Origin of the sequence: Bacillus sp. NPDC094077 (genome assembly GCF_050279465.1) — a bacterium.
GTDB lineage: Bacteria > Bacillota > Bacilli > Bacillales > Bacillaceae_G > Bacillus_A.
In genome coordinates, this window is record NZ_JBNNUF010000018.1 from 45,290 (window position 1) to 69,385 (window position 24,096).

Sequence of the window (24,096 nt, forward strand, 5' to 3'; positions counted from 1 at the left end):
AACTAACTCACCTTCCAGTTAGTTAAACAGATTAAAATAGTATAAGGAATATTATTTTATTCCCCTATTTTAGAACGCAATGAAATCCCTAAATCAATTATACCTAAGATTGTCACAAGAGGAAACAGCATCGGAATAAACATGCAGACAATAAAACTAATAATAGGAACTCCTTTAGTAAAACCTTTTCTATGTGCTAAAAAAGTGATAAATGTCAGACCTTGCAGTACGAGTAGCAAAGCAAATATGACATATAGGTTAGAAAATACCATATGTAAATATGAGGTTGGTTCTACTTTTATAAAAGTTGCTAACAAAATAAATATAACGTAATACCAAACAATGCTCTTTGGCAATTGTATATCTTTAAATTTAGGCCAAGGTGTAATATCGTGCTTTAACTTTTTTAAAACACTACCTGATATCATAACTGTAATCCAAGAAAAACATACAGAAACCATTACAAGTAGACTTGGGAATAATGTTTGTAACACATTATTAAATTGCTCAAATAACTCTTTTTGTTCCTTACTAATCCGCATGCCTGCAGCACTTACTATTTTTTCACTTTGCGCGATACTTTCACTAAACATATTTTGTATTTGCTTCATTAAATCTATGTTAAAAAACTTTATACTCGCAACATATATGAGCACAATACCAATTAAATATGCAAGTGTTCCCGCCATCAAAATTTCCACTGGTTTTTTTCGTTTTTTATACATATATCCTAAAACAATCCCTATCAGCCCAAACATAATTGTCTTCACTAGGTTCATGGGCGGACTCACAATAACAGTAATAAAAAGCGCTGCTGTAAAAATTACAAAAGCATTAGGTAAGCTATATTTTTTCGTTAGCAATATAAATGGCAATGGTAATGCGAACGTTACAACCGTACCTAAAACCGGAACGTATAAAGACACGAGCAATAATATTGCATATATGGCTAATAACGCTGCGCCTTCAGTAATAAACCTTGTTTGTTTCATGATTTAACCTCTCTTTCAAAAAAGAAGAGCATAGCAAAATGCACAGTAGAGTCGGACTCTACTGTGCATTTCATACGCTATTATTCACCAACATATGGTAAAAGTGCCATTTGACGAGCACGTTTAATTGCAACTGTAAGTTTGCGTTGGTATTTTGCGCTTGTTCCTGTTACACGACGAGGTAAAATTTTACCACGCTCAGAAACGAAACGTTTTAATAAATCAACATCTTTATAGTCGATGCGAGTGATGCCGTTAGCTGTGAAGAAACACACCTTACGACGTTTCGCACGTCCACCTTTGCGTCCTGCCATGTCTATTTCCCTCCATTCTTTGTTAAAACTAACAGATTTACTGTATTAGAACGGTAAATCGTCGTCGGAAATGTCGATCGGTTGACCTACATTTGAAAATGGATCGTCATTCTTCGTAAATCCAGAGTTACCTTGGTTACCTGAATTACTAGATTGACCAAATGGGTTAGAGCCTTGGTTACCGAAACCAGCTCCTGATGGTTGCTGATTGAATGAACCGCGTTGCTCCCCACCGCCATTACGCGGCTCTAAAAATTGTACGCTCTCCGCAAGAACTTCTGTTACATATACACGTTTACCATCTTGTCCCTCGTAATTACGAGTTTGAAGACGACCATCTACGCCTGCTAAGCTACCTTTTTTCAAATAATTTGCTACGTTTTCTGCTTGTTTACGCCATATTACACAATTAATAAAGTCAGCTTCACGCTCACCTTGTTGATTCGCAAATGCGCGATTCACAGCTAACGTAAAAGTAGCTACTGCAACACCATTGGGCGTGTAACGTAAGTCAGGGTCCTTAGTTAAACGACCAACGAGGATAACACGATTCATCAATCGAACCACTCTCCCTATATATCATAATTATTTTTCTTCTTCTTTAACAACGATATGACGAAGGATGTCTTCGTTGATCTTAGCTAAACGGTCGAATTCGTTAATCGCTTCTGCGTTAGAGTTCACGTTTAAGATCATGTAGAAACCTTCACGTAAGTCGTTGATTTCGTAAGCTAAACGACGCTTACCCCACTCTTTCGTGTTAATGATTTCTGCACCATTGTTTGTTAAAACACCTGCAAAACGTTCAACTAAAGCTTTTTGAGCTTCTTCTTCAACGCCAGGACGAATGATGTACATAATTTCGTACTTTCTCATTACACTTTCACCTCCTTTTGGTCTAAACGGCCCATAATGGGCAAGGAGCAATTAATTTATAGTAATTACTCACGAGTTTAGATTATATCATAGTAAGTTATATGAATCAACTCACCAATACATAAAAAACTTGGCAAACATATAATATATTTGCCAAGTCCATATCTTTATTTTTCCTAGGAAATATTAAATTAAACGTTAAAGCGGAAGTGCATAACATCTCCATCTTTTACGATATACTCTTTTCCTTCTAAACGTACCTTACCAGCTTCTTTTGCAGCTGTCATAGAGCCATTTGTCATTAAATCATCGTAAGAAACAGTTTCCGCACGAATAAATCCACGCTCAAAGTCTGTATGAATAACACCAGCACATTGTGGTGCTTTCATGCCTTGTTTAAACGTCCATGCACGTACTTCTTGTACACCAGCTGTGAAGTAAGTAGCAAGTCCTAACAAGTCATATGCAGCACGAATTAATTGATCTAAACCAGATTCTTCAATACCCAGTTCCTCAAGGAATACTTTTTTCTCTTCCTCATCTAACTCAGCAATCTCTGATTCAATTTTCGCACATACAACGATTACTTGAGAATTTTCATTTGCTGCAAATTCTTTTACCATTTGTACATATTTGTTTTCAGAAGGATCGATAATATCGTCTTCACTTACGTTTGCTACGTATAACATTTCTTTCGTTGTAAGTAAATGAAGGCCTTTAACAATCTTCATTTGCTCTTCTGTAAATTCAACAGTACGAGCCGGTTTTCCCTCTTCAAAAGCTTCTTTTAAACGAACTAAAATTTCGTGCTCATATACAGCTTCTTTATCTTTTTGTCTTGCTAATTTCGCAACACGGTCGATACGTTTATCAACAGATTCTAAATCCGCTAAGATTAGCTCTAAATTGATTGTTTCAATATCATCAATTGGATCTACTTTTCCTGAAACGTGCGTAATATTTTCATCTTCGAAACAACGAACAACTTGGCAAATTGCATCTACTTGACGAATGTGAGATAAGAATTTATTTCCTAAACCTTCACCTTTACTCGCACCTTTTACGATACCTGCGATATCAGTAAACTCGAATACAGTCGGAACAGTTTTTTTCGGTTCTACTAATTCCGTTAATTTATTTAAACGCTCATCTGGTACTTCTACAATCCCCACGTTTGGGTCAATTGTACAGAATGGATAGTTCGCAGATTCTGCTCCTGCTTGTGTAATTGCATTAAATAAAGTGGATTTCCCTACGTTAGGTAATCCAACAATCCCAGCCGTTAATCCCATATTTTTCACTCCTATGTCTCAATCTTTCATCATTATAGATAGTAACGAAAAAAATGACAAGTTTCCTCCAGACGAAAAAAAGTAACAGCTACCCACCGCAACTGTTACTTTTTCTCTATTCTTCATGCTTCACAAGTATTTTTTTCACCTTACGATCAAACTCTCTTCGAGGAATCATTACCGAATGGCCACATCCCTCGCACTTAATGCGGATATCCATTCCCATACGAATAATCTTCCAGCGATTCTCCCCACATGGGTGGGCTTTCTTCATTTCCACAACATCGTACAAGTTATATTGCTTTTGCTCCACTCTCCAAACCCCTCTCCATACTAAATTGCTTTTTCACTAACCAATTCTTCACGATTATATAAAACCATACGTGGATATGGAATTTCAATTCCATGTAAATCTAGACGGTTTTTAATCTCTTTACGAAGAGCTCTTGCAATACCTGCATGTTGCATGGGCTCTACTTCAGCAATAACACGTAATATAACTTCTGACGCAGCTAATGTTTGTACACCTAACAATTGAGGCGTTGTTACCATTTTTTCGTACTTTGCAGGTAATTCTATTAATAGCTCTTCAATTACTTGCTCTGCTTTTGCTATGTCAGCCTCATACGAAATAGATACATCAACAAATGCTACACTGTTACTCACCGAGAAGTTAGTAACTTGAACGATACTTCCATTTGGTAAAATGTGAATTTCACCTGTCCAACTCTTTACTTTCGTTGTACGAAGCCCAATTTCTAAAACGACTCCCTCAAACTGACCAATTCTTACATAGTCACCTACTGAAAACTGATCTTCTAGCAAGATAAATAATCCTGTAATGACATCTTTTACTAAACTTTGAGCACCAAATCCGACCGCTAAACCAATTACCCCGGCACCGGCTAATAATCCTGATGCATTAATTTCAAATACACCTAAAATTGCGATTAACATGATAAACATAACAACATATGCCACAATATTTTCAAGCAATTTCGCTACCGTAACTGTACGACGTTCTGAAATTTGAATCGGTGAACGACTTCCCATGCGAAACGCATTTCGTACAATTGCCCTTGCAACTCGCACAACGATTGCACCAAGTATTAAAATAACGACTATTTGTAGTGATTTCACACCTATCTTCGTCCAATCAATGGACTCAAACCACTTCAATGCTAAATCCATGTTCCTCTACCTCTCTAGCTAAACTTTCTTTTTAATTATCCTTCTTATTGTATCAGAAGTCCCTCTGATTTCTGAAAAAAATTTATGACTTTAATTACATATCTTTACTTTCATTCAGGTATAAAATGGACCAAAAATATATATACTAGTACTATTATTTCCGTTTTCATTCACATTTTGCAAAAAGTATGCACTTATAATTTTTCGTTTTACTTACCATAAATATATTTTGAAAATTTATTAAAAGGATGGGTGCTTCATGAATATTGGAAGTTTTCGCTTACCTTTTTTTGAAAAAGAAACTCAAAATGTTATGCACCAAGAATTAGAAGCCTCCGAGACAATCAGCAATTTCCTACTTTCCCATATCCCTATTAAAACTAATATGCCACTTATTCTCATTTGTATCGGAACAGATCGTTCCACTGGTGACGCACTCGGTCCATTAGTTGGTACTAAACTAGAACAAGTAGAGATCAAAAACTTCCAAGTATTCGGCACGCTAGATGACCCAATACACGCACTCAATTTAGAAGAAAAAATTCAGAATATACAGAAAGATAATCCTACTTCATTTATAATTGCTGTTGATGCATGTTTAGGAAAATCTCAAAGTATCGGTTCTATAACTACCGGAAAGGGACCTAGTAAGCCTGGAGCTGCGATGAATAAGAATTTACCTGCGGTTGGTGATTTGCATATACACGGCATCGTAAATTTAAATGGTTTTATGGAGTTTTTTGTTCTTCAAAATACAAGATTAAGTTTAGTTATGAAAATGGCTGATGTAATCGCACAAAGCATAAAAGAAACTGATCAAAAATTATCTGCATTAAAAAAGGCAAACCATCTATAAATAATAAGATGGTTTGCTTTTTAATTTTTCTGCGATAATAATTCTAAAATGCGATTTAAATCTTCTTTATTAAAAAATTCAATTTCAATTTTACCTTTTTCTTTTTTCGTTTCTTTAATTTTCACATCTGTGCCAAATTTTTCTCTTAAGAACGTTTCGCGTTCTACGAAAAATATATTTCGCTCTTTTTTCACTTGTTTTGTTTCACGTGAAACGCGTTGATTAATCTCTTGAACAATTTTCTCTAATTGACGAACATTTAATCCTTCTTTTTCAATTTTTTTCAATAAGGACTTCAATTGTTCTTCATCTTTTATTGTAAGTAAAGTTCTCCCATGGGCCATTGACAGTTGACCATTTGCAATCATATCTTGCACAAACGAAGGGAGGCTTAATAACCGAGTATAATTTGCAATGTAAGGTCTGCTTTTACCAAGACGTTTCGCTAATTGTTCTTGCGTTACATTTAACTCGTTCATTAGCATCTGGTATGCCATTGCCTCTTCCATAGGATTTAAATCTTCTCGTTGTAAGTTTTCTAGCAAAGCAAATTCCATCATTTGCTGCTCATTTAATTGCCTTACAACGGCAGGCACTTTTTCCAGTCCGGCTTCTTTTGCGGCACGATATCTTCTTTCACCTGCAACAATTTCATATCCTTTAATACTCTTTCTAGCAATTAACGGTTGTAATATGCCGTGTTCTTTAATAGAGGCCGCTAGTTCCTGAATTGCCTCTTTATTAAAGTATTTACGTGGTTGGTATGGATTCGGTCTTAATTCCGTTATGATAATCTCCTGAATTGTCTCCTCTTCTTTCACATCTAAATCAGGAAAAAACACATTGATTCCTCTTCCTAATCCTTTAGCCACCTGCAATCACTTCCTCTGCTAAATCTATATATACTTCTGCCCCTCTTGATTTAGCGTCATACTGCATAATTGGTTTCCCATGACTTGGTGCCTCACTTAAGCGAACATTACGAGGAATAATCGAACGGTATACTTTATCCCTAAAGTATTTTTTCACTTCATCTATAACTTGAATCCCTAAATTTGTACGGGCATCCAACATCGTTAACAATACACCTTGAATTGCTAAATTTTTATTTAAATGTTTTTGCACAAGTCGAACTGTATTTAATAGCTGACTTAATCCTTCTAGTGCGTAATATTCACACTGAACAGGAATAATAACAGAATCTGCTGCTGTTAATGCATTAATCGTTAATAACCCTAAAGACGGGGGACAGTCGATAATAATATAATCATATTCATCACGAACTGGCTGTAATGCTCTTTGCAAACGTACTTCCCGGGAAATAGTCGGTACCAATTCAATTTCAGCACCGGCCAATTGAATTGTAGCGGGTAGAACATCTAAGTTTTCAGTTGCGGTTTTTCGTATAACCCCTTGAACATCTGCATCTTCCACAAGAACGTTGTAAATACATTGATCTAATTCGGATTTTTCAATTCCCACACCAGTCGTTGCATTTCCTTGAGCATCAATATCTACGAGAAGGACCTTTTTACCTACTTGTGCTAATCCGGCCCCTAAATTAACAGATGTTGTTGTTTTTCCAACACCGCCCTTTTGATTAGCAATAGCAATGATTTTTCCCATGATGTCACCTACTTTCAACCTTTCTATCTTATTCTAGTAACAATTACGTTTATTGTAACATGAAATAAAAGTTTTTCTTTTACGTCCTTATTAAACTTCAAAATTTATTTCTAAACTCCTTCTTCATTTAACAAGAAAATATAGTAAAAGAGACCCATCCAATAGGATAAGGTCTCTAATATGCCATTATTATTTTTTCTTCGGAATTTTAATTGTAATTTGATAGTACTCATCAAATTCTTCTTCCTCAGAATTAACATTTAAACCACTGTCAGCAACCATTTGTAATGACTGCCTAATTGTATTCATGGCAATTCTCGTATCTCGACTTACTGCTTTTTGCTTTGCCTTACGCTTCGGTTTTGCTTCCTCTAGCAATTTTGCAATTCGTTCTTCTGTTTGCTTTACATTCAGTTGTTTCTCCACAATTTCTTGTAAAACCTTCAGTTGTAATTCCTCATTTTTTAAAGGAATGAGAGCGCGAGCATGGCGTTCTGTAATACTTTTTTCTAATAATGCACTTTTTATTTCTTCAGGCAACTTTAACAATCGCAACTTATTTGCGATTGTGGATTGCCCCTTTCCAAGTCGTTGTGCCAATGCTTCTTGTGTTAAATTATGTAACTCAATCAGCTTTTGATATGCCACAGCTTCCTCGATTGCTGTTAATTCCTCACGTTGCAAATTTTCAATTAAGGCTACAGAAGCTGTCTCTGTATCATTTAAGTTCTTTATAATTGCAGGAACCTTTTCCCACCCTAACTTCGTTGCTGCACGAAAACGTCTTTCTCCAGCAATAATCTCATACTTATCATCCTCATATTGCCTCACAACAATTGGCTGAATAAGTCCATGTGTACGAATCGTTAATGCTAACTCGTCAATACGTGCATCGTCAAAAACTGTTCGTGGTTGATAACGGTTAGGAGTAATGTTTACTATCGGAATTTCTTGTATTTCTTCATATACCTTTTTATCTATTTCTTCATGGCTTTCGTCTTGTAATTCGAATTCGCTCTCTTTATCTCCAAAGCCAAATAAACGAGAAAACGTATTTTTCATACATATTCCACCACCTTTTAGGCCTATTGACTATTCTCCATAAAATGTTTCCTATGAAACATCTACGTTTTCATTTATATAGTTTAATCTTACGTCTAATAAGATTTATTTTTCAATAGGTAATTTATTGGGTGTTCCCGGTTTGCGTGGATATTTCTTTGGTGTCTTGCGTTTTTTCTCGATTAATAAAATATTACGTTCGCTTTCTTCAAACGGTAATTGGAACGTAGACATTTCTTTTAAGTCCCCGCCAAGCACCTCTAAAGCATACTTGCCATTTTCGATTTCTTCGTTTGCTGCTGCACCTTTCATCGCAATAAATGTTCCTCCAACTTTTACAAGTGGTAAACATAGCTCACTTAATACAGAAAGACGAGCAACCGCTCGTGCCATTACAATATCGTATGATTCACGAACACCTTCTTTTTTCCCAAATGTTTCAGCACGATCGTGACAAAACGCAACATCACTTAATTCCAGCTTTTGTGCCAAATGATTTAAGAAATTAATACGTTTTTGCAATGAATCTACAATTGTTACTTTTAAGTGCGGGAAACAGATTTTTAAAGGAATACTCGGGAATCCAGCTCCTGCGCCAACATCACAAATTGAGAATGGTTTTGAAAAATCATAATAAAAAGCAGCTGTAATAGAATCAAAAAAGTGTTTTAAATATACTTCTTCTTTTTCTGTAATGGCTGTTAAATTCATTTTTTCATTCCACTCTACTAATGTTTCAAAGTAGATTTTGAACTGCTCTAACTGTCTAGAAGAGAGGGTGATGCCCTTCTCTTCTAGCATAGATTGAAATTGTTCTATGTTCATCTAGCAATATCTCCTTACTATTTATTGGTTCGATACTCGCGCAATTTTTCCTTGTTCAATATACACAAGTAAAATGGAAACATCAGCTGGATTTACGCCAGAAATACGTGAAGCTTGCCCCATCGAAAGTGGACGAACATCTTTCAATTTCTGTCTAGCTTCTGATGCAATTCCAGAAATCGCATCATAATCAATATCCACAGGGATCTTTTTGTTTTCCATTTTCTTCATACGCTCTACTTGCTGTAAAGATTTTTCAATATATCCTTCGTACTTAATCTGAATTTCAACTTGTTCTGTAATCTCATCACTTAATTCTACTTCACTTGGTACTAAAAGATGGATATGCTCATATGACATCTCTGGACGACGTAATAAATCACTTGCGCGTATTCCATCTTTCAACTCGCTTCCACCAATACTGCGAATTAATTCTTGAACTTCAGGACGCGGCTTAATAATAATGCTTCCTAAACGTTCCTTTTCCTGTTCAATTTGTAGCTTTTTATTTGTAAATCGCTCATAACGATCTTCTTTAATTAAGCCGATTTCACGCCCAACTTCAGTTAAGCGAAGATCTGCATTATCATGACGTAATAATAGACGATATTCTGCACGAGACGTCAATAAACGATACGGTTCATTTGTACCTTTCGTTACAAGATCATCAATTAAAACACCAATATACGCATCCGCACGACCTAAAATTACTTCTTCTTTACCTAAAGATCGACATGCTGCATTAATTCCAGCCATAAGCCCTTGCCCTGCCGCTTCTTCGTAACCAGAAGTTCCGTTAATTTGTCCTGCTGTATATAAATTTTTAATTTTTTTCGTTTCCAGTGTTGGCCATAATTGCGTTGGCACAATTGCATCGTACTCAATTGCATAACCTGTACGCATCATTTCAACATTTTCTAGACCCGGGATTGTTCTAAGCATGTCACGCTGTACATCTTCTGGTAAGCTTGTGGATAAACCTTGTACATATACTTCTTGCGTATTGCGTCCCTCTGGCTCTAAGAAAATTTGATGACGTGGTTTATCATTAAATCTTACTACTTTATCTTCAATAGAAGGACAGTATCTAGGCCCTGTTCCTTTAATCATACCAGAATACATAGCTGAACGATGTAAATTTTCATCTATTAAACGATGTGTTTCCGTACTTGTATATGTCAACCAGCATGGAATTTGATCCATAATAAATTTAGTCGTTTCAAAAGAGAACGCACGTGGTTTATCATCACCTGGTTGGATTTCGGTTTTACTGTAGTCAATTGTATTGCTGTTTACACGCGGAGGTGTACCTGTTTTAAATCTAACAAGATCAAAACCAAGTTCCTCTAAATGTTCAGATAATGTAATAGATGGTTGCTGATTATTTGGACCGCTCGAATATTTTAAGTCGCCCATGATAATCTCGCCACGTAAAAATGTTCCAGTCGTAATTACAACTGTTTTTGCCGTATATTCAGCACCTGCTTGCGTAATTACCCCTTTACATATACCATCTTCAACGATTAAACGCTCTACCATTCCTTGGAACAGCGTTAAGTTTGGTGTTTCTTCAATCGTTTTCTTTAATTCATGCTGGTAAGAGAATTTATCTGCTTGCGCTCGAAGCGCACGTACAGCTGGTCCTTTACCTGTATTTAACATGCGCATTTGAATATGCGTTTTATCAATGTTGCGTCCCATTTCGCCGCCTAATGCATCAATTTCACGAACAACAATCCCTTTTGCTGGTCCACCAACAGAAGGGTTACATGGCATGAACGCTACCATATCTAAGTTAATTGTTAACATTAATGTTTTGGAGCCCATTCGTGCTGCCGCAAGACCAGCTTCACATCCTGCATGACCTGCACCGATTACTATGACGTCGTATGAACCGGCATTGTATCCCATTGTTTATTCCTCCTAATAATCTCTATCTTTCTAAAACATCTTTATATTATTTTCCTAAACAAAATTGAGAGAACAACTGGTCAATTAAGCTTTCATGCACGGTATCGCCAGTAATTTCACCAAGTATTTCCCACGTTCTTGTTAAATCAATTTGTACCATATCAATTGGAACACCATTTTCTATCGCCTCAATTGCATCACCAATTGTTTTTCCTGCTTGCGTTAATAATCCAATATGTCTTGCGTTAGAAACATATGTCATATCTGCAGAATCAATTGTTCCTTCGAAGAATAAATCTGCAATTGCCTTTTCAAGTTCATCTATTCCTTGCTCTTCAATTAAGGATGTTGTAATAACACGATTCCCCGCAGCTAATTCTGCAATACGTCCCATATCAATTTCTTGCGGTAAATCCGTCTTATTCACAATAACAATGAAATCTTTTCCTTGTACGGCATGGAACAAACCTTCATCTTCATTTGTTAAAGCCTCGCTATAGTTGACAACAACTAACACTAAATCTGCTTGGCTCATCATTTCTTTTGAACGCTCTACACCAATTCGTTCAACAACATCTTCTGTCTCACGAATGCCGGCTGTATCTATAAGTTTAAGTGGCACACCACGCACATTAACGTACTCTTCAATAACATCACGAGTTGTTCCTGCAATATCAGTTACGATTGCTTTTTTCTCCTGAACAAGACTATTTAATAGCGATGATTTACCAACGTTAGGTCTACCGATAATTGCTGTAGCAATTCCTTCACGTAAAATTTTTCCTTGCTTTGATGTTTCTAATATTTTTTCAATTTCCGAACGAACACGTGTCGCTTTCTCAATTAAAATATTATGCGTCATCTCTTCTACATCGTCGTATTCTGGATAATCTATATTCACCTCAACATGAGCTAATGTTTCTAATATTTCTTGACGTAGGCGACCAATTAATTTAGATAATCGTCCTTCCATTTGGTTAATAGCTACATTCATTGCACGATCTGTTTTTGCACGAATTAAATCCATAACAGCTTCTGCCTGTGATAAATCGATACGTCCATTTAAAAAAGCACGTTTTGTAAATTCACCAGGCTCCGCTAACCGCACTCCTTGTGCTAGAATAAGCTGCAATACTTTATTTACCGAAACAAGCCCACCGTGACAGTTAATTTCAACTATATTTTCACGCGTAAAAGTCCTTGGTGCACGCATAATAGACACCATAACTTCTTCAATAACCTGATTTGCATCTAAATCAACAATATGACCATAATGAATAGTGTGAGAAGGAACCTCTGTTAAATTCTTCCCTTTAAAAATACGATTCACTTTTTCAACCGCATCATCCCCACTTACTCGAACAATGGCAATTGCACCCTCTCCAAGAGCTGTGGAAATCGCGGCAATTGTATCAAATTCCATGTCCTTTCACCTCACTTGCTTATTTCTCTCTATTTCAACACGATTATTTCTTTCACTAAATTATTAGGATACCATAACGAACCTATCTACAAAAGAATAATAACTCATTTTATTATGTCCCCATGTAAAAAACACTAAACTTATTCACAGTGGATAAGTTTAGTGTTTTTTAGTTATCCACATTCATTTTCCCCTCAAAAAAACCGGCACTCATTTGAGTAACCGGTCATTTGGGAGATATTACAACATGCCGATGTGGTTCATTTCCTTCAGAAGTTGTATTGATATCTTGATGATTAGATAATGCTTGATGAATAATTTTTCGTTCAAAAGATGGCATTGGCTCTAAAACAACTCTTTTTTTCGTATTAGACACTTGTTTTGCTAATCGATAAGAAAGCGATTCTAACGTACTTTTTCTTTTACTACGATAATTTTCAGCATCTAGTGTAATACCCACATACTGCTTCGTATTGCGATTCGCGACAATTTTTGTTAAATACTGCAAGGAGTTCAATGTATTACCTCTTTTTCCAATTAAAACACCTACATTATCTCCAGAAATTGTAAATTTAACTTCGCGTCCCTTTACAAATTTACTAATCTCAACCTCAACACCCATATCGTGAATAACATTTCTTAAATATTCTTCACAATCTTGAATGGGATCCTTCTTCAATACAACTTCTACTACTGCAGGACGATTCCCAAATAAACCTAAGAATCCTCTTTTACCCTCATCGATAATATTTATATCAACTCGATCTTTTGAAGTATTTAATTGCCTTAAAGCATCTTCTACTGCCAGCTCGACTGTTTGTCCTTTAGCAGTAATTATACTCACTTGCCTGATCCTCCAGCCTTACTAGCCTTAATTTCTGGCCCTTTGATAAAGTACATTTGAGCGATACCAAAGATATTACCAACAACCCAGTAAAGTGATAATGCGGCCGGGAAGTTAATTGCAAAGACTAAAATCATAATCGGCATAAGCCAAACCATCATTGCCATTTGTGGATTTTGACCAGCAGTTCCTGCCATTGCAAGCTTTTGCTGAATAAATGTCGTAATTGCCGCAACAACTGGAAGGATGTAGTACGGATCTGCTTGCCCTAAATCAAACCATAGGAATGTATGCTTACTAATTTCTGATGTTCTCATAATCGCATGATAGAAAGCGAATAAAATAGGCATCTGAACAAATATTGGTAAACATCCTGCTAATGGATTTACACCATGCTTTTGATATAACTGCATCATTTCTTGTTGTAATTTTTGCTGTGTCGCTTGATCTTTTGAGCTATATTTCTCTTTTAACCTCACCATCTCTGGTTGTAACGCCTGCATTGCTTTCGTACTCTTCGTTTGTTTGATCATTAATGGTAATAATGCAAAACGAATGATAAGGGTTGTAACCACGATCGCTAAACCATAATTATCTTCAAACAATTTCGCAAAATACGTGATTAACTGAGAAAGCGGGTATACGAAATATTCATTCCAAATCCCAGTACTTTTTGGTGTAATCGGCTGACCCGTTTCACTACAACCAGTAGCAATTGCCATTAATGCAACAACCATGGCTAGTAAACCTAGTTTCTTTTTCAAAGCCTACTCCTCCTTGTATCGGTATGTATATAGTGTAATTCATTTCCTTACGCTACTTTTTTATCCTTTTCATACCAGAGCGTTTAAAGACATGAATTAAGCTTTTCTTTACTTCTTCATATGTCATCTCTGCACAAGGCTTCCTTGCTATTATAACAAAATCTTTTCCAGAATCTATCTCATCTTTTAATTCTGTAATTGACTGGCGGATCATACGTTTAATTCTGTTACGAACTACTGCATTCCCTATTTTCTTGCTAACAGAAAGGCCAATACGAAAGTTTGGCTGTTCTTCCTTATCTAATTGGTATACAACAAATTGACGATTAGCATTCGATTTTCCTTTTTGAAAAACCATCTGAAATTCATCATTCTTTTTTATACGATTTTTTTTCTTCATATCAATTGACACTCCTGTATTTCATCAGCGGAAATTCACTATTATTAGAAAAAAAGACCACTGAACGATCAGTGGTCTACGCAGATAATACTTTTCTTCCTTTACGACGACGAGCTGCTAGCACTTTACGTCCGTTCGCTGTGCTCATACGGCTGCGGAAACCATGTACTTTGCTGCGCTTACGTTTATTTGGTTGGTAAGTTCTTTTCATTATATGACACCTCCCTGAGGAATATCTGTTAAAGACAGTCTTATAAATTATAGTTAATCAACTAGGAAAATGTCAATGGTTCTCGAAATTTTCATCAAATATTCATTTTAAACCTATTCACATACTTTTTCACAGCCCCTATATTCCCTTGTGGATAAATGTTTTTTCTTGTTTTTTATATCCACAAACTTTTTTCGCACTTTTACACAGTATATCGTGTTGTGGACAAGTTTATTCCACAAGGTATTGATTTTGTGGATAACTTTCTTAAATTCATTGCTATAGCCACTTTTTTTTGATATTATAGTTGTGTTTTCACTTTGAATAAGTTTTCCACATCTTTATCTTATCCACAATTTGTGTATAACATGTGGACAGTTTAAATCACATGTGGGTAAATAGTTGTCCACATTTGCTTTTTTTGTCGAAAACCCTATCTCATATACAAACGACGTTTTTAGGTTTTAAAATACGTTTCGTATAAATATACATTTACTTTTTATTAGGTTGTACATTTGTTGCGCAACCTTATTCTTTTACCATCTTAGTAAAGGAGGGACACCTTTGGAAAACATTTCTGATTTATGGAATAGTGCCTTAAAAGAACTAGAAAAAAAGGTCAGTAAACCTAGTTATGAAACATGGTTAAAGTCAACAACCGCACATAATTTAAAGAAAGACGTATTAACGATTACAGCTCCAAATGAATTTGCTCGTGATTGGCTAGAATCTCATTATTCAGAACTCATTTCGGAAACACTTTACGATTTAACAGGGGCAAAATTAGCTATTCGCTTTATTATTCCCCAAAGTCAAGCTGAAGAGGAAATCGATCTTCCTTCTGTTAAAACAAATCCAGCGCAGGATGATTCTAATCATTTACCACAGAGCATGCTAAATCCCAAATATACGTTTGATACATTTGTTATTGGCTCTGGTAACCGTTTTGCCCATGCTGCTTCATTAGCTGTAGCCGAGGCGCCAGCTAAAGCGTATAATCCTCTCTTTATTTACGGGGGAGTTGGGCTTGGAAAAACGCATTTAATGCATGCAATTGGTCATTATGTAATTGAACATAATCCAAGTGCGAAAGTTGTATATTTATCATCTGAAAAATTCACAAATGAATTCATTAACTCTATTCGTGATAATAAAGCGGTCGATTTTCGTAATAAATACCGCAATGTAGATGTTTTATTGATAGATGATATTCAATTTCTTGCTGGAAAAGAACAAACACAAGAAGAGTTTTTCCATACATTTAATGCATTACACGAGGAAAGTAAGCAAATTGTAATTTCAAGTGATCGGCCACCAAAAGAAATTCCAACTTTAGAAGATCGTCTTCGTTCTCGCTTTGAATGGGGACTCATTACGGATATTACGCCACCAGATTTAGAGACACGAATTGCAATTTTACGTAAAAAGGCGAAAGCCGAAGGGCTTGATATACCGAATGAGGTTATGCTTTATATCGCAAATCAAATCGATTCAAACATTCGTGAACTAGAAGGTGCGCTCATCCGAGTTGTAGCTTATTCATCTTTAATTAACAAAGATATTAATGCTGATTTAGCAGCTGAAGCACTTAAAGATATTATTCCAAATTCTAAACCAAAAATTATTTCTATTTATGATATTCAAAAGGCTGTCGGGGATGTTTATCAAGTGAAATTAGAAGATTTTAAGGCGAAAAAGCGTACAAAATCAGTTGCGTTCCCTCGCCAAATTGCAATGTATTTATCACGCGAACTTACAGACTCCTCTTTACCTAAAATAGGCGAAGAATTTGGTGGACGTGATCATACAACCGTTATCCACGCACATGAAAAAATTTCTAAGCTACTAAAAACGGATACGCAATTACAGAAACAAGTCGAAGAAATTAATGATATTTTAAAGTAGTAGCTGAATAGTGTGAATAACTTTCCTTGTTTTACGCACAGTCTATCCACATGTAGATAGACTGTTTTTACATCTTTCAACGAGGTTATCCACATATCCACAAGCCCTATTACTATTACTACTACTTTTTATCTTTATTAAATAAATAAAATCTTATACTTACCGGAGGTTTTTCGTTATGCGTTTTACAATACAAAAAGACTATCTTGTAAGAAGTGTACAAGATGTAATGAAAGCTGTTTCCTCTCGTACAACAATTCCGATCCTTACAGGAATTAAAGTTGTCGCTACTGAAGAAGGAGTTACATTAACAGGAAGCGATGCGGATATTTCTATTGAATCGTTTATTCCAGTGGAAGAAGACGGAAAAGAAATTGTAGAAGTAGCACAATCAGGAAGTATTGTTTTACAAGCAAAATATTTTAGCGAGATTGTAAAAAAACTACCTAAAGATACTGTCGAAATTTCTGTTGAAAATCATTTTATGACAAAAATAAAATCTGGAAAATCAGAGTTTAACTTAAACGGTTTAGATTCTGCCGAATACCCATTATTACCACAGATTGAAGAACACCATGTTTTTAAGATTCCAACAGATCTACTTAAACATATGATTCGACAAACTGTATTTGCAGTTTCAACTTCTGAAACAAGACCAATCTTGACAGGTGTAAACTGGAAGGTATATAACAGTGAATTAACTTGCATTGCAACAGATAGTCACAGACTAGCACTTCGAAAAGCAAAGATCGAAGGACATAATATTGCTGATGAATTCCAAGCGAATGTTGTTATCCCTGGTAAAAGCTTAAATGAATTAAGTAAAATTCTAGATGAATCAGAAGAGATGGTGGATATCGTCATTACGGAGTATCAAGTATTATTCCGTACAAAACACCTTTTATTCTTCTCAAGATTGTTAGAAGGTAATTATCCAGATACAACACGTTTAATTCCTGCTGAGAGTAAAACTGATATTTTTGTAAATACAAAAGAATTTTTACAAGCCATTGATCGTGCTTCACTATTAGCGAGAGACGGCCGCAACAACGTTGTAAAATTATCAACGTTAGAGCAAGAAATGCTAGAAATCTCTTCGAATTCACCAGAAATCGGAAAAGTAGTGGAAGAAGTTCAATGTGAAAAGGTAGATGGGGAAGAATTAAAAATATCTTTTAGTGCAAAATATATGATGGATGCACTAAAAGCTTTAGATAGTACAGAAATTAAAGTTAGCTTTACTGGAGCAATGAGACCATTCTTAATTCGCACAGTAAATGATGATTCGATTATTCAATTAATTTTACCAGTTCGTACTTACTAGGTAAGAAATAAGGGTTGCTAGTTTAAAGATGCTAGTAACCCTTATTTGATTTTTGGGTATTGCTTTCCTAATGCTAGTTTATTTAGTACAATGAAAGAATGAACACTTTCAGAAAGTGAGCGATTTTATGAAACGTATTAAAATTTCAACAGAGTATATTACACTAGGACAATTTTTAAAGTTAGCTGATGTAATTGATACAGGTGGCGCTGTAAAATGGTTTTTACAAGAATATGAAGTGTACGTGAATCAAGAACTTGAAAATAGAAGAGGTCGCAAGTTATATGCGAACGATATTATTGAAATTCCAGGAAGCGGAACTTTCCAAGTTCAGGCATAAAGGGGGAGCCCTTTGTTTATTTCAGAAATACAACTAAAAAACTATCGCAATTATGAAAAATTAGAGCTTTCCTTTGAAGATAAGGTGAATGTAATTATCGGCGAAAATGCGCAAGGGAAAACAAATTTGATGGAAGCTATTTATGTTTTAGCGATGGCGAAATCTCATAGAACCTCTAATGATCGTGAACTTATCCGTTGGGATGAAGATTTCGGTCAAATTAAAGGGAAATTACAAAAGAGAAACAGCTCTTTGTCTTTGGAATTAAACATTTCGAAAAAAGGTAAAAAGGCAAAATTAAATCAACTTGAACAACAAAAGTTAAGTCAATATATTGGAGAAATGAATGTTGTCATGTTTGCCCCAGAAGATTTAAATCTTGTAAAAGGAAGCCCTCAAGTAAGAAGACGCTTTTTAGATATGGAATTAGGACAAATAGCTCCCGTTTATTTGTATGAATTAAGTCAATATCAAAAAGTGCTCACGCAACGAAATCACTTGCTAAAAAAAATGCAAGGGAATAGTAAAAATGAGGAAACGATGTTGGATGTATTTACACTACAACTTATTGAACACGGTGCAAAAATATTACAAAAGCGTTTTGAATTTTTGCATTTACTACAAGAATGGGCAGCTCCAATTCATCGTGGTATAAGCCGTGGATTAGAAGAATTAGAAATTGTTTATAAGCCGAGTGTAGATGTATCAGAATCAATGGATTTGTCGAAAATAAAAGAAGTATACTATGAAAGTTTTCAATCTGTGAAACAACGTGAAATTTTCCGTGGTACGACTTTAATTGGTCCTCATCGTGATGATTTACAATTCTTCGTTAATAGTAAAAATGTTCAAGTCTTTGGTTCGCAAGGACAACAACGAACGACCGCACTATCCCTAAAATTAGCTGAAATTGAATTGATTTATTCAGAGGTTAAAGAATATCCAATCCTTTTGCTGGATGATGTTTTATCAGAATTAGACGATTATCGTCAATCGCATCTGTTAAATACAATTCAAGGAAAGGTGCAAACATTTGTTACAACGACGAGTGTCGACGGAATTGAACACGAAACATTAAAAGAGGCGAAAACAATTCATGTAACGAACGGCACGGTAGATTGTGAAATAGATAGGGCATAATCCCTGTTTAAATGGAAAAGTAGGTGATCTTTGTGTCAATGGAACAAAAACAAATGCAAGAAAATTCATATGATGAAAGTCAGATACAGGTACTTGAAGGACTAGAGGCAGTTCGAAAACGTCCGGGTATGTATATTGGATCTACAAGTGGAAAAGGACTTCACCACCTTGTATGGGAAATCGTCGATAACAGTATCGATGAAGCATTAGCAGGATATTGCGATGAAATTAACGTTAGTATCGAAGAAGATAATAGTATTCGTGTAACGGATAATGGACGTGGTATTCCAGTTGGTATACAAGAAAAAATGGGACGTCCTGCGGTAGAGGTTATTATGACTGTCCTTCACGCCGGGGGTAAATTTGGCGGTGGCGGTTATAAAGTTTCTGGTGGTTTGCATGGTGTTGGAGCATCGGTTGTAAATGCTCTTTCAACAGAACTAGAGGTATTTGTACATCGTGAAGGTAAAATCCATTATCAAAAATACGAAAGAGGTATTCCGGTTGCGGATTTAAAGGTCATTGGTGATACTGATCAAACAGGAACAATAACTCGCTTTAAGCCAGATCCAGAAATTTTTCAGGAAACAACAGTATACGAATTTGATACGCTAGCAACTCGTATGCGTGAATTAGCATTTTTAAATCGTAATATTAAATTAACAATTGAAGATAAACGTGAACATAAGCAAAAGAAAGAATTCCATTATGAAGGTGGAATTAAATCATATGTTGAACATTTAAATCGTTCAAAACAACCGATTCATGAAGAGCCTGTATATGTAGAAGGTTCAAAAGATGGTATTCAAGTTGAGGTGTCCTTGCAGTATAACGAAGGATATACAAATAATATTTACTCATTCACGAATAACATTCATACGTATGAAGGTGGTACACATGAAGTAGGATTTAAAACTGCCTTAACGCGTGTAATTAATGATTACGGTCGTAAAAATAGCATTTTAAAAGATGCAGACAGTAACTTAACGGGTGAAGATGTTCGTGAAGGTTTAACTGCAATTGTATCAATTAAACATCCGAATCCACAATTTGAAGGGCAAACGAAGACAAAACTTGGGAATAGTGAAGCGAGAACGATTACAGAATCTGTATTCTCAGAAGCATTTGAAAAGTTCTTACTAGAAAACCCAAACGTTGCACGGAAGATTGTGGAAAAAGGAACGATGGCTGCGCGTGCACGTGTAGCTGCGAAAAAAGCGCGTGAACTGACGCGTCGAAAGAGTGCATTAGAAGTTTCAAGTTTACCGGGTAAATTAGCAGATTGCTCTTCGAAAGATCCAGCAATTAGTGAAATTTACATCGTAGAGGGTGACTCTGCCGGTGGATCAGCAAAACAAGGACGTGATCGTCATTTCCAAGCGATTTTACCGCTTAAAGGTAAAATTATTAACGTTGAAAAGGCCCGATTAGATAAAATCTTATCTAATGATGAAGTGCGTACAATTATTACTGCAATTGGTACGAACATTGGCGGGGACTTTGATATCGAAAAGGCTCGTTATCATAAAGTTATTATTATGACAGATGCTGACGTGGATGGTGCGCATATTCGTACACTATTATTAACGTTCTTCTATCGTTATATGCGCCAAATTATAGAGCATGGTTATATCTATATTGCACAGCCGCCATTGTTTAAAGTACAACAAGGTAAAAAAATTCAATATGCTTATAATGATAAAGAACTTGAAAAAATATTAGCTGAATTACCAGCCCAACCTAAGCCTGGTATTCAACGTTATAAAGGTCTAGGCGAGATGAATCCAACTCAGCTATGGGAGACAACAATGGATCCAGAAGTACGTTCGTTACTTCAAGTTTCTCTTCAAGATGCGATTGAAGCGGATGAAACATTTGAGATTTTAATGGGGGATAAAGTAGAGCCACGCCGTAACTTTATCCAAGAAAATGCAAAATACGTGAAAAACCTTGATATTTAAATGAGTAATGACAGGAATCTAAGTATTCCTGTCTTCTACATATAAATCAATGTATGTGTAACGGAAATGTAAGAGGAGGTGCTCGTTGATGTCAGACAATCAACAACAAGCACGAATTCGAGAAATTAATATTAGTCATGAAATGCGTACCTCATTTTTAGATTACGCAATGAGTGTTATCGTATCTCGTGCATTACCAGATGTTCGTGATGGATTAAAACCTGTGCATCGTAGGGTTTTATATGCGATGAATGATTTAGGAATTACAGCTGATAAAGCGTATAAGAAATCAGCACGTATTGTTGGTGAAGTAATCGGTAAGTATCACCCTCACGGTGATTTAGCTGTTTATGAAACGATGGTACGTATGGCGCAAGATTTCAGTCAACGTTATATGCTTGTCGATGGGCATGGTAACTTTGGTTCCGTTGATGGTGATTCGGCGGCAGCAATGCGTTATACAGAGGCAAGAATGTCTAAGATTTCTATGGAATTAATACGTGATATTTCAAAAAATACAATTGATTATCAAGATAACTATGATGGTTCTGAAAGAGAGCCAATTGTACTGCCGGCGCGTTTCCCTAATTTACTAGTAAATGGTACGACAGGTATTGCAGTTGGTATGGCAACAAACATTCCGCCGCATCAACTTGGCGAAGTAATTGATGGCGTATTAGCACTAAGCCATAACCCAGACATTACTATTGCGGAATTAATGGAGTGTATTCCAGGACCAGACTTCCCAACAGCAGGTTTAATTTTGGGACGAAGCGGCATTCGTAGAGCTTATGAAACAGGAAGAGGTTCTATTATACTTCGTGCTAAAGTTGAAATTGAAGAGAAGTCAAATGGTAAACAATCTATCATTGTAACTGAACTACCTTATCAAGTTAATAAGGCGCGATTAATTGAAAAGATTGCTGAATTAGTTCGCGATAAGAAAATTGAAGGTATTACAGATTTACGTGATGAATCAGATCGAAATGGTATGCGTATCGTTATGGAAGTACGTCGTGATGCCAATGCAAATGTACTATTAAATAATCTATATAAACATACAGCACTCCAAACAAGTTTCGGTATTAATATGCTGTCTCTTGTAAATGGAGAGCCTCAAGTACTAAATTTAAAACAAAATTTATATCATTATTTGGAGCATCAGAAGGTAGTAATCCGTCGACGTACTGCTTATGAATTAGAAAAAGCAGAGGCGCGTGCTCATATTTTAGAAGGATTAAGAATTGCTCTAGATCATCTTGATGAAGTGATTACGTTAATTCGTAGTTCGAAAACTGCAGATATTGCAAAGCAGGGCTTAATGGAGCGTTTCGGTTTAAGTGAGAAGCAAGCGCAAGCGATTTTAGATATGCGTCTGCAACGTTTAACTGGATTAGAACGTGAAAAAATTGAGCAAGAATATCAAGATTTAATGAAGTTAATTGCCGAATTAAAAGCGATCTTAGCAGATGAAGAGAAAGTTCTTGAGATTATTCGTGAAGAATTAACAGAAGTAAAAGAGCGCTTCAATGATAAGAGACGAACAGAAATTACAATTGGTGGTATGGAATCTATTGAAGATGAAGATTTAATACCAGAGCAAAACATTGCAATTACGTTAACTCATAACGGTTATATTAAGAGGTTACCAGCTTCTACGTACAAAACACAAAACCGTGGTGGACGTGGTGTCCAGGGAATGGGAACAAATGATGATGATTTCGTAGAACATTTATTGACTACTTCTACACATGATCACATTCTATTCTTCACTAATAAGGGGAAAGTATACCGTACGAAAGGATATGAAATCCCAGAGTATAGCCGTACGGCAAAAGGTATACCGATTATTAACCTATTAGGTGTAGATAAGGGTGAATGGATTAATGCTATTATTCCAATTCGTGAATTCGGTGATGATCAGTTCTTATTCTTCACAACAAAACAAGGTGTCTCTAAGAGAACACCACTTTCATCATTTGCAAATATCCGTACAAATGGTTTAATCGCAATTTCTCTTCGCGAAGAGGATGAAGTAATCTCTGTGCGTTTAACATCTGGTGATAAGGATATTATTGTTGGAACAAGTAACGGTATGCTAATTCGTTTCAATGAGCAAGATGTACGTTCTATGGGACGTAATGCAGCAGGCGTTAAAGCTATTACATTAGGTGATGAAGACCAAGTTGTAGGTATGGAAATTGTCGAAGAGGATGTAAATGTTTTAATTGTAACGAAAAATGGTTACGGAAAGCGTACACCGATTGATGAGTACCGTCTACAAAGTCGTGGTGGTAAAGGTCTGAAAACTTGTAACATTACAGATAAGAACGGTAAATTAGTAGCGGTTAAATCTGTAACTGGCGAAGAAGATATTATGTTAATTACAGCGGCAGGTGTTATTATTCGTATGCCAGTTGATCAAATCTCTCAAATGGGACGTAATACACAAGGTGTTCGTCTAATCCGATTAGAGGATGAGCAAGAGGTAGCGACAGTAGCAAAAGCACAAAAGGATGAAGAAGAAGAAACTATTGAAGAGGTTTCTTCAGAGGAATAAGAGGGGGATTTATCCTCCTCTTTATTTTTTTATAATAATACTTGCATAGAGAAGAGAAAGCTTATATAATAGGCAGAGTCAGCAAATGAGAGATACGAGTTATCAAAAAAACTTGTTGACGAAAATAATATACTATGATATATTATAAAAGTCGCTGAAACGCGATGTTGAACTTTGAAAACTAAACGAAACAAACAACGTGAAACGTCAATTTTTATTTTAGATGCTAGACAAACTAACTTTATTGGAGAGTTTGATCCTGGCTCAGGATGAACGCTG

General features: G+C 35.8%; 24 protein-coding genes. 7 read left to right on the forward strand and 17 right to left on the reverse strand.

From position 1 onward, the window contains the following. Positions 1–56: 56 nt before the first annotated feature. The 7 genes from ACQKNR_RS25745 to ACQKNR_RS25775 all read right to left on the reverse strand — a co-directional run bounded on the left by ACQKNR_RS25745 (position 57) and on the right by ACQKNR_RS25775 (position 4,665). Complete coding sequence (locus ACQKNR_RS25745) at positions 57–992, reverse strand: YybS family protein (RefSeq protein ID WP_427321814.1); 936 nt, start codon at positions 990–992, stop codon at positions 57–59. An 80-nt stretch (positions 993–1,072) separates the two neighbouring features. After that, on the reverse strand, positions 1,073–1,306 hold the full coding sequence (rpsR, locus tag ACQKNR_RS25750; protein ID WP_000918873.1) for a 30S ribosomal protein S18: 234 nt from the start codon (positions 1,304–1,306) through the stop codon (positions 1,073–1,075). A 45-nt stretch (positions 1,307–1,351) separates the two neighbouring features. Then, entirely contained in the window at positions 1,352–1,864 is a 513-nt protein-coding gene (gene ssb, locus ACQKNR_RS25755; RefSeq protein WP_000981966.1) for a single-stranded DNA-binding protein, read from the reverse strand. 27 nt (positions 1,865–1,891) lie between these two features. After that, positions 1,892–2,182, reverse strand: a complete 291-nt coding sequence (gene rpsF, locus ACQKNR_RS25760) for a 30S ribosomal protein S6 (RefSeq protein ID WP_001233781.1) — start codon at positions 2,180–2,182, stop codon at positions 1,892–1,894. A gap of 191 nt (positions 2,183–2,373) precedes the next feature. Continuing rightward, a complete protein-coding gene (gene ychF / locus ACQKNR_RS25765) occupies positions 2,374–3,474 on the reverse strand; it encodes a redox-regulated ATPase YchF (RefSeq protein WP_427321817.1) in 1,101 nt (366 codons plus the stop codon). Positions 3,475–3,589: 115 nt separating this feature from the next. Then, complete coding sequence (locus ACQKNR_RS25770; protein ID WP_000436053.1) at positions 3,590–3,787, reverse strand: DUF951 domain-containing protein; 198 nt, start codon at positions 3,785–3,787, stop codon at positions 3,590–3,592. Positions 3,788–3,807: 20 nt separating this feature from the next. Further along, complete coding sequence (locus ACQKNR_RS25775) at positions 3,808–4,665, reverse strand: mechanosensitive ion channel family protein (RefSeq protein ID WP_427321819.1); 858 nt, start codon at positions 4,663–4,665, stop codon at positions 3,808–3,810. A 259-nt stretch (positions 4,666–4,924) separates the two neighbouring features. Here ACQKNR_RS25775 and yyaC point away from each other — a divergent pair, with 259 nt between their 5' ends. Then, positions 4,925–5,521 carry a spore protease YyaC gene (gene yyaC, locus ACQKNR_RS25780; protein ID WP_427321821.1) on the forward strand — a complete coding sequence of 199 codons (597 nt, stop codon included), beginning with the start codon at positions 4,925–4,927 and terminating at the stop codon, positions 5,519–5,521. Positions 5,522–5,541: 20 nt separating this feature from the next. On the opposite strand, the gene spo0J is transcribed toward yyaC, so the two are convergent. The 10 genes from spo0J to rpmH all read right to left on the reverse strand — a co-directional run bounded on the left by spo0J (position 5,542) and on the right by rpmH (position 14,587). Further along, positions 5,542–6,393 (reverse strand): stage 0 sporulation protein Spo0J, encoded by an 852-nt coding sequence (gene spo0J, locus ACQKNR_RS25785; protein WP_427321823.1) that lies wholly within the window; start codon positions 6,391–6,393, stop codon positions 5,542–5,544. Next, positions 6,386–7,147, reverse strand: a complete 762-nt coding sequence (gene soj / locus ACQKNR_RS25790) for a sporulation initiation inhibitor protein Soj (RefSeq protein ID WP_000516117.1) — start codon at positions 7,145–7,147, stop codon at positions 6,386–6,388. The genes spo0J and soj overlap by 8 nt, the downstream gene beginning before the upstream one ends. A gap of 189 nt (positions 7,148–7,336) precedes the next feature. Continuing rightward, a complete protein-coding gene (gene noc / locus ACQKNR_RS25795; RefSeq protein ID WP_427321826.1) occupies positions 7,337–8,209 on the reverse strand; it encodes a nucleoid occlusion protein in 873 nt (290 codons plus the stop codon). A gap of 105 nt (positions 8,210–8,314) precedes the next feature. Beyond that, on the reverse strand, positions 8,315–9,034 hold the full coding sequence (gene rsmG / locus ACQKNR_RS25800; RefSeq protein WP_427321828.1) for a 16S rRNA (guanine(527)-N(7))-methyltransferase RsmG: 720 nt from the start codon (positions 9,032–9,034) through the stop codon (positions 8,315–8,317). A gap of 21 nt (positions 9,035–9,055) precedes the next feature. Continuing rightward, positions 9,056–10,945: a tRNA uridine-5-carboxymethylaminomethyl(34) synthesis enzyme MnmG gene (gene mnmG / locus ACQKNR_RS25805; protein WP_427321830.1), complete on the reverse strand. Its 1,890-nt coding sequence runs from the start codon at positions 10,943–10,945 to the stop codon at positions 9,056–9,058. Positions 10,946–10,991: 46 nt separating this feature from the next. Continuing rightward, positions 10,992–12,368 carry a tRNA uridine-5-carboxymethylaminomethyl(34) synthesis GTPase MnmE gene (gene mnmE, locus ACQKNR_RS25810; protein WP_427321832.1) on the reverse strand — a complete coding sequence of 459 codons (1,377 nt, stop codon included), beginning with the start codon at positions 12,366–12,368 and terminating at the stop codon, positions 10,992–10,994. Positions 12,369–12,594: 226 nt separating this feature from the next. Continuing rightward, a complete protein-coding gene (gene jag / locus ACQKNR_RS25815; protein WP_427321834.1) occupies positions 12,595–13,212 on the reverse strand; it encodes an RNA-binding cell elongation regulator Jag/EloR in 618 nt (205 codons plus the stop codon). Beyond that, on the reverse strand, positions 13,209–13,976 hold the full coding sequence (gene spoIIIJ, locus ACQKNR_RS25820) for a YidC family membrane integrase SpoIIIJ (RefSeq protein WP_427321836.1): 768 nt from the start codon (positions 13,974–13,976) through the stop codon (positions 13,209–13,211). The genes jag and spoIIIJ overlap by 4 nt, the downstream gene beginning before the upstream one ends. A gap of 52 nt (positions 13,977–14,028) precedes the next feature. Then, positions 14,029–14,376 carry a ribonuclease P protein component gene (rnpA, locus tag ACQKNR_RS25825; RefSeq protein ID WP_427321838.1) on the reverse strand — a complete coding sequence of 116 codons (348 nt, stop codon included), beginning with the start codon at positions 14,374–14,376 and terminating at the stop codon, positions 14,029–14,031. Positions 14,377–14,452: 76 nt separating this feature from the next. Further along, a complete protein-coding gene (gene rpmH / locus ACQKNR_RS25830; protein WP_000831901.1) occupies positions 14,453–14,587 on the reverse strand; it encodes a 50S ribosomal protein L34 in 135 nt (44 codons plus the stop codon). A gap of 564 nt (positions 14,588–15,151) precedes the next feature. Here rpmH and dnaA point away from each other — a divergent pair. The 6 genes from dnaA (at position 15,152) to gyrA (ending at position 23,817) form a co-directional block, all read left to right on the forward strand. Continuing rightward, positions 15,152–16,492, forward strand: a complete 1,341-nt coding sequence (dnaA, locus tag ACQKNR_RS25835; protein WP_427321840.1) for a chromosomal replication initiator protein DnaA — start codon at positions 15,152–15,154, stop codon at positions 16,490–16,492. Positions 16,493–16,670: 178 nt separating this feature from the next. Further along, positions 16,671–17,816: a DNA polymerase III subunit beta gene (gene dnaN, locus ACQKNR_RS25840; RefSeq protein WP_427321842.1), complete on the forward strand. Its 1,146-nt coding sequence runs from the start codon at positions 16,671–16,673 to the stop codon at positions 17,814–17,816. Between the two features lie 127 nt (positions 17,817–17,943). After that, positions 17,944–18,156, forward strand: a complete 213-nt coding sequence (gene yaaA, locus ACQKNR_RS25845; RefSeq protein WP_000821369.1) for a S4 domain-containing protein YaaA — start codon at positions 17,944–17,946, stop codon at positions 18,154–18,156. Between the two features lie 12 nt (positions 18,157–18,168). Further along, entirely contained in the window at positions 18,169–19,296 is a 1,128-nt protein-coding gene (recF, locus tag ACQKNR_RS25850; RefSeq protein ID WP_427321845.1) for a DNA replication/repair protein RecF, read from the forward strand. Positions 19,297–19,334: 38 nt separating this feature from the next. Then, positions 19,335–21,257 carry a DNA topoisomerase (ATP-hydrolyzing) subunit B gene (gene gyrB, locus ACQKNR_RS25855; RefSeq protein WP_427321847.1) on the forward strand — a complete coding sequence of 641 codons (1,923 nt, stop codon included), beginning with the start codon at positions 19,335–19,337 and terminating at the stop codon, positions 21,255–21,257. An 88-nt stretch (positions 21,258–21,345) separates the two neighbouring features. Beyond that, positions 21,346–23,817 carry a DNA gyrase subunit A gene (gene gyrA, locus ACQKNR_RS25860; RefSeq protein ID WP_427321849.1) on the forward strand — a complete coding sequence of 824 codons (2,472 nt, stop codon included), beginning with the start codon at positions 21,346–21,348 and terminating at the stop codon, positions 23,815–23,817. Positions 23,818–24,096: the final 279 nt, after the last annotated feature.